This window comes from Actinoalloteichus spitiensis RMV-1378 (assembly GCF_000239155.1).
Lineage (GTDB): Bacteria > Actinomycetota > Actinomycetes > Mycobacteriales > Pseudonocardiaceae > Actinoalloteichus_B > Actinoalloteichus_B spitiensis.
In genome coordinates this window covers 1-6,589 of sequence record NZ_AGVX02000033.1, presented here as the reverse complement: position 1 = coordinate 6,589, position 6,589 = coordinate 1, and the positions used below count along the sequence as shown (strand labels likewise).

Here is a 6,589-nt window from a genome sequence, read left to right as displayed (position 1 = left end):
GGGTGCTGTTGGCCGGGGGCCGCGACCGGGGCGCCCCGGGGTCGCGCCGCCGGTCGGGTCGTAGCGGGCACACCGGGTGCCGGGGTCACGCCCCGGTGGTCGCGGTCCCCGCCCGCGCCCCGGCGACACCCCGGGGTGGGGATTCCTCTCCTGGCGCCGCCCCTCGACCCGCGTCCCGGTCCGGGACGCTCTGGTCAGGGCGGGGGCGCCGGTCGTCGTGACCGCGGCACTCGAGGGCGGCGCGGGGCACCCTCCTCGCCGCCCCGGCGCTCGGACCGGGCTGAGTGCCCCGCCGCAGTACGGCCGGCTCCCGCCACTCCACCGCCGGGCCCGCCCACGGGCGCACCGCCCACGAGCCCCGGTCGCCAGCTCATCTCGCCGCTCCCGCCGCCGTGCCCGCGCCCACCGCCCGGGGAAACCCGCTGCCGGCGCGACGCGTTCGGACGCCCGCCCTTTCGACCCGCTCCACTCGTCTCCTCCCCGCGGTCGCCCTTCCCTTTCGGCTCCGCTATTCCGCTGCCGGCATTTCCCCTCCCCAGCGGGAGCCGAAACCGGATCCGCACCGGTCGCGCGTTCTCCTCGGGGTGGGCGGGGACCGCTCACCTGACCTCGGGCTGAGCACCGAATCCTCCGGTCCGGCCCTGGATGTCGGTGGGCCGCGGCGGGACCGCTCCTCGGTCGAATTGCGGTCGCGGAGATCAGGAGACCGGGACGGTGCCGGCATTCCCGCACTTCCGGCACCGCCTTCCGAGTCCGGACCCGCAATGCGGAGGTCGAGGGGTGCCCGTTCCGGCGCGCGACCGGGTGCCGATGTCCGGTTCGCCCGGCGATTCGCCTGATCCACCGTTCCGGATCGCACGCCGGACGGATCCGGCTTCTGGTGGCGGGGAGCGGCTTTCGGGCACGCCACCACCGACCGCATTCCCCGTGCCCCTCCCCGATCCGACCGGCTCGGGGAGGGGCCGCTGACTTCCCGAACCGGCGCCCGTTTCACCGCACACCCATTCCACCGGGTGGCACACCTCGTTCTGGTCCGCCCGGTCGACCACGGGCCGGATAGCGCGGGATTCTCCCCGAGCTGGGGCTCCCACCGCCGGCGCCGGCACGCTCTTTTTATCGGGAGAACGGCGCACGGCGGCGTTTGCCGCGAGGACCGAACAGCGGCCGGCACGCCACATGAGGGCCACGGGTTTCCGGTTAATCGCACTGTTCACGCCGTGGTTTGCCCTCCCCTCGGGGAGCGAGTTCCGACAAGCTCGCACCGCACCTCTTACGTGTTGTGTGCGAATAAGAACTTCCGTGCTATTCTCGCTATCACGCGCTCACGATGCGTTATCGGCGCACTGCCCGACACGTTCCGCACCCCGACTTCGGCCACAAAGGCACCGCCGCGAGCGGCCGCCAGGGAGGGTTCGGGGGGCGGGGTGGGCGCGCACCACGCAACATCGGATGACAGCACGGCGACCGGTTCGAACAGGCCGCGTACGCCAACGACGACGAATTGGAAAAGATCGTTTCGGGGGCGGACTTCCCTCCCGAATTGGTTCCGTGCTGCCGTCTTCAGGCACTGAACAACGGTCGAACACGACGGTCGACCACCACACGACACCACTGAACCCGCTGGTCAGAGCCCCGATGCGGATTCGGTGCACTCCTCGGAACGGCCGTCGGGTCGCACCACGCGGGAAGGCGGATGGAAAGGATGCCCACCGTGGATGACCTGCTGAAACGAATGATGGACCGCGGCTTCCTGTTCATGCCGGCGCCGGGAGACGCCGAGGTGCCCCACACCCTGATGGCGTCCTTTGGCTGGCCGGGCTACATCGACTGGATTCATATCCGGGGCGAGGACGACGCCACGGCCTGCCGGTTCCGGGACGAACGCGGGGACGGCCGCGACCGTCCTGCGGGAAGGGTGGTGTGGAAGTACGAGGGCACTTTCGCGGACACGGCGATCGAGCTGCTGTGCCTCCCCGATCCGGGGGAACGGAACGCGCCTTACCGGATCACGTCGCCGCCCAGCGCGTTGTGGCTTCCCGAATGGCCACGCATACCCGAACCCCGTCGACCGTGACGTTCCGGCACCGACATCGACCGGGCGAACACGCCGTGCGACCAGGAGATGGGGCACGCCGGGAATGCCGGAAGTCCCCCCGGTCGGACCGGAGGCAATGCGAGCCCCACCCGACCGCCATGAGGGGAGCTCAACCAGCGAAAAGGCGCCAGAACCCGACATTGGCGACCTGATGCCGGCGACTTCCCCACCCGCTCCCTTTTCGGCGGGCGGTGACCCTCCTGGTGCGGCCACCGCGCATTCGCTTCCGCCGCCGAGTCGTTCTCCGCCGTTACTGGTCGCGTGCCCGGACCGCGAACGCACCCGGGCGCGCGACCTCGTCCTGCGCGCGCAATTCGGTTCGGCGTCATTGTCGGGCTCCGCCGAACGGGCTATCGGAGAACGGGGGCGCCCCCTGGGACCACCCGGAACGGGCGGTCGAATTCGTACCACCACCAGGCCGGGAAGGCGTCGAAATGATCAACGGGCGCCGACTCGTTCCGTTGACCAGGCCACTGTTTTCGATCCGTATCCGGGCGCGCCGGGCTGGATCGACCCGATTTCGGACGCGGAGTCCCGGCCTTCCGGGAGTTCACCACCCGGAGCTGGCGCGACGGCGCGACCCGCCCCGGAAAGGGCGAATGTCGGCACGCTCGCGTTCCTCGCTTCCCCCCACTTCCGAATCGGCGTCCACGGCCCCCCAGCGGTCGGTGGGCGGCGCCGACCGCCGTCCCGTGCCGCGACATCCGCCGCCGGTGGGGAACTCCTCCGGGTGCTCGGGCCACCGGCAGACCACGCCGCGCACCCATCGGATGTCTCGCCCTCCCTACCGAGGGCACGCCCTCCCCTGTCCTTGCCATCCACCTCGCGATCAGCCCTGCCCCGCGCGGTGTCCGGACCTGGCCAAGGGAGGCCAGACACCAGATGTCTCTCGACACTGCTTGTAGCGTCGACACCCAAGACGGCCGCTGGACCCGGTGTGAGCGGACCCCAGAGCCGGGGCCGTCCCGTCCTCATCAGATCGAGCAGACCGCCCGTACCGCCGGGTGGGCCCACCGGAGGTGCGGATGCGACGAGTCGCCCAGGTCATCCGGGTTCGACCCGAGAAGCTCGCCGAGTACCGCCGCCTGCACGAGGAGGTCTGGCCCGCCGTCCTCGACCGGATCCGCCGTGCCAACATCCGCAACTACTCGATCCACCTTCGGGACGACCTGCTGTTCTCCTACTTCGAGTACCACGGAACGGATCTGGAGGCCGACCTGGCGGCGATGGCCGAGGACCCGACCACCCAGGAGTGGTGGCGGTTGACCGATCCCTGCCAGCGTCCGCTGGCGACCGCGGAGCCCGGCCAGTGGTGGGCGCCAGCCGAACAGGTTTTCCTGATGGAGGAGTGAGATGTCCCAGTCGACGTTCCCGCAGGACTTCACCGGGCTGGTAGCCCTGGTCACCGGAGGGGTGTCCGGAATCGGGCTGGCGGCCGGCCGGCTGCTCGCCGCCCGGGGCGCCACCGTGGTCGCCCTCGACAGGGCGGGCGACGCACCGGAACCGCTGACCACCGTGCACGCCGACGTCACGGATGACGAGTCGGTCCGGGCTGCGGTGGCCTCGGTGGTGGCCCGGCACGACCGGCTGGACGTGGTGGTGAACAACGCCGGCATCGGCGCGGCCGGCACCGTCGAGGACAACCCGGACGAGGAGTGGGGGCGGGTGTTCGACGTCAACGTGACCGGCGTCGCCCGCGTGTCCCGGGCGGCGCTTCCCCACCTGCGCCGCTCCCCCGCCGCGTCGATCGTGAACACCTGCTCGATCGCGGCCACAGCCGGTCTCCCGCACCGCGCCCTCTACTCGGCCTCGAAGGGCGCCGTCCTCGCACTGACCAGGGCGATGGCCGTCGACCACCTCGCGGACGGGATCCGGGTGAACTGCGTGAACCCCGGAACCGTCGACACCCCGTGGGTGGCGCGTCTCCTCGACGCCGCCGAGGACCCCGTCGCGGAGCGGGCGGCCCTGGAGGCTCGGCAGCCCTGGGGGCGGCTGGTCACGCCCGACGAGGTCGCCTTCGCCATCGCCTCGCTGGCCAGTCCGCTCGCGGGTTCCACGACCGGAACGGCGCTGGAGGTGGACGGCGGGATGGCGGGTCTGCGGCCCCGTCCCCGCGTCGAGGGCGGCTCCCGGTGACGGCTGGCGACGCCGGGGCGGACCACCAGGGTCGGTGGCGCATCCGGAACTCGGGGCTGGGTCGGGTCGGGTTCGGCGCGGCGGCGCTGGGCGGGCTCTACGCGGAGGTGTCCGACGAGGAGACGGCACGAACGCTCGAGACCGCCTGGGAGTGCGGGCTGCGCTATTTCGACGTCGCCCCGCACTACGGTGCGGGCCGGGCCGAACGCCGGCTCGGAGCGTTCCTCCGCGACCTGCCACGCCACGAGTTCGCGGTGTCGACCAAGGTGGGCCGGTTGCTGGTGGCGGGTGGTGGGACGCGGGAGACGTCCATGTTCGCCGGTGAGCCCGCGCTGGGACGGGTGCGCGACTACTCGGCCGCCGGGGTGCGCCGCTCCCTCACCGAAAGCCTCGAACGGACCGGCCTGGACCGCTTCGACCTCGTCCTCATCCACGACCCCGACGATTTCGCCCGGGAGGCACTCGAGCACGCGTACCCGGAGTTGGAGCGGTTGCGGTCCGAGGGAGTGGTGCGGGCCGTGGGAGTGGGCATGAACCACGCACCGCTGCTCAGCCGTTTCGTCCGCGAGACCGACATCGACGCGGTGCTCGTCGCCGGCCGCTACAGCCTGCTGGACCGCACCGCCGGAACCGAGCTGCTCCCCGCGTGCGCCCGGCGCGGAGTCGAGGTGATCGTGGGCGGGGTGCTCAACAGCGGGATCCTCGCCGACCCCGGGCCGGGTGCGACGTTCGACTACGCACCTGCCCCCGAACCGGTGCTCCGGCGGGCGCGCCGGCTGGCGTCGGCGTGCCGACGGTGGAACGTCCCGCTCCTCGCACCCGCCCTCCAGTTCCCGCTCCGCGACCCGTCGGTGAGCAGTGTCCTGGTGGGCATGCGTTCGGCCCAGGAAGTGCGGGAGAACGTGGAGCTGTTGGCCACCCCCGTCCCGGCGGGCCTGTGGGCCGAGTTGGACGCCATCGCGACCGGGGACACGGCGGAGCCACCTGGCCGGGCGGAGTCCTCCGCAGCCGGAACGGGGCCGGGCCGGGGGGCGGTCCGGCGCGCGGCGGGCCCGTCCGGGGCGGCCCGGTCGGGTGCGCGACCCGGGATGGCGGCCGGGGACGGCACGGGACGAGGGGGCCGCGGCGGGGAGGCGGAGCGCGTCTCCCCGCCGAGCGGCGCGGCGGGGCGGGTGGACGCCCACCACCACGTGTGGCGGCTGCGGGACCGCCCGCAACCGTGGATCGACCCGGTCGGGATGTCCGCGATCCACCGGGACTTCACCCTGGAGGACCTCCGGCCGGTCGCCGAGGAGCACGGGGTGACCGCGACGGTGCTCGTGCAGACCGTTCCCGACCGGGGCGAGACCGAGGAGCTGCTGGCCCTGGCCGACTCGGAGGACCTCGTCGCCGGCGTGGTGGGCTGGGTGGACCTCGCGGGCGGCGGCGTGGCCAGCGAGCTCGTCCGGCTGCGGGAGCTACCGGGGGGCCACCGGCTGGTCGGGATCCGCCACGGCGTCCAGGACGAGAGCGACGACAGGTGGCTGTGCCGGCCGGAGGTGCGGCGGGGCCTGCGTGCCGTGGCCGACGCCGGACTGGTCTTCGACCTGCTGACCCTGCCCCGGCACCTCCCCGCCGCCGTCGAGACCGTCTCCGCGTTGCCGGAACTGACCTTCGTGCTGGACCACCTGTCCAAACCGCCGGTCGCCCGTGGCGCCGTGCGGGACTGGGAGGCGGACCTCCGTCGCCTCGCCCGCTCGCCCAACGTCTGCTGCAAGCTCTCCGGGCTGGTCACCGAGGCCGATCGCACGCGCTGGTCCGTGGCGGACCTCCGCCCCTACGCCGCGGTCGCTCTGGACGCCTTCGGCCCGGACCGGGTGATGTTCGGGTCGGACTGGCCGGTCTGCCTGCTCGCGGCGGAGTACGGCACCGTCGTGGCGACCGCGCGGGAGCTCACGCGGGAGTTGGGCGCGGTCGAGCTCGAGGCGGTGTTCGGGGGGACGGCCCGACGGGTCTACCGGTTGGCGGCGGGCTGACCGGGCGTACGGGGTGCTGCGCGGCCCGGGTTCCGGGGCCGGCGGACGGGTGGTCGGCGGCGGCTCCGGGACGGTGCGCCCTCCCGCCCGCCGGGCGGCTCGGGACGGCCGGTGCGCCAGCGGTCGCGGCCACCCACCAGGGGACGGCTCGGCGGCACCACCGGGAGGCGCCGCCACCCGGTTCCTCGTGCCCTCGCCGGGACGTTGGCCAGGGCCGCGTCGGCGGCGGAGGGCGGCCGTGGCTGGCCACGCCACCCGCAGGTGGTAGGGAGGAGCGCCCACCCGCCTCGGGGCCGGTACGCCGTCCCGGTGGCGGGCGGCGGTGCCGCACCTCCCCGTCGGG

4 protein-coding genes are annotated in these 6,589 nt (G+C 73.4%); all 4 read left to right on the top strand.

The features are described 5' to 3' along the window. The first annotated feature begins 1,711 nt into the window (after positions 1-1,711). Positions 1,712-2,074 (top strand): hypothetical protein, encoded by a 363-nt coding sequence (locus ACTIDRAF_RS0201765; protein WP_157162788.1) that lies wholly within the window; start codon positions 1,712-1,714, stop codon positions 2,072-2,074. A 1,046-nt stretch (positions 2,075-3,120) separates the two neighbouring features. Beyond that, a complete protein-coding gene (locus ACTIDRAF_RS0201760) occupies positions 3,121-3,447 on the top strand; it encodes an L-rhamnose mutarotase (protein WP_016696989.1) in 327 nt (108 codons plus the stop codon). A 1-nt stretch (position 3,448) separates the two neighbouring features. Beyond that, positions 3,449-4,231, top strand: coding sequence for an SDR family NAD(P)-dependent oxidoreductase (locus ACTIDRAF_RS0201755; protein WP_016696988.1), 783 nt, complete (start codon positions 3,449-3,451; stop codon positions 4,229-4,231). Beyond that, a complete protein-coding gene (locus ACTIDRAF_RS35450; RefSeq protein ID WP_016696987.1) occupies positions 4,228-6,246 on the top strand; it encodes an aldo/keto reductase in 2,019 nt (672 codons plus the stop codon). Before ACTIDRAF_RS0201755 ends, ACTIDRAF_RS35450 begins: the two co-directional genes overlap by 4 nt. Positions 6,247-6,589 lie beyond the last annotated feature (343 nt).

Excerpts from the sequence above, each read along its gene's own strand:
- ACTIDRAF_RS0201760 (WP_016696989.1), top strand. The coding sequence starts at position 3,121 with ATGCGACGAGTCGCCCAGGTCATCCGGGTTCGACCCGAGAAGCTCGCC.
- ACTIDRAF_RS0201755 (WP_016696988.1), top strand. The coding sequence starts at position 3,449 with ATGTCCCAGTCGACGTTCCCGCAGGACTTCACCGGGCTGGTAGCCCTG.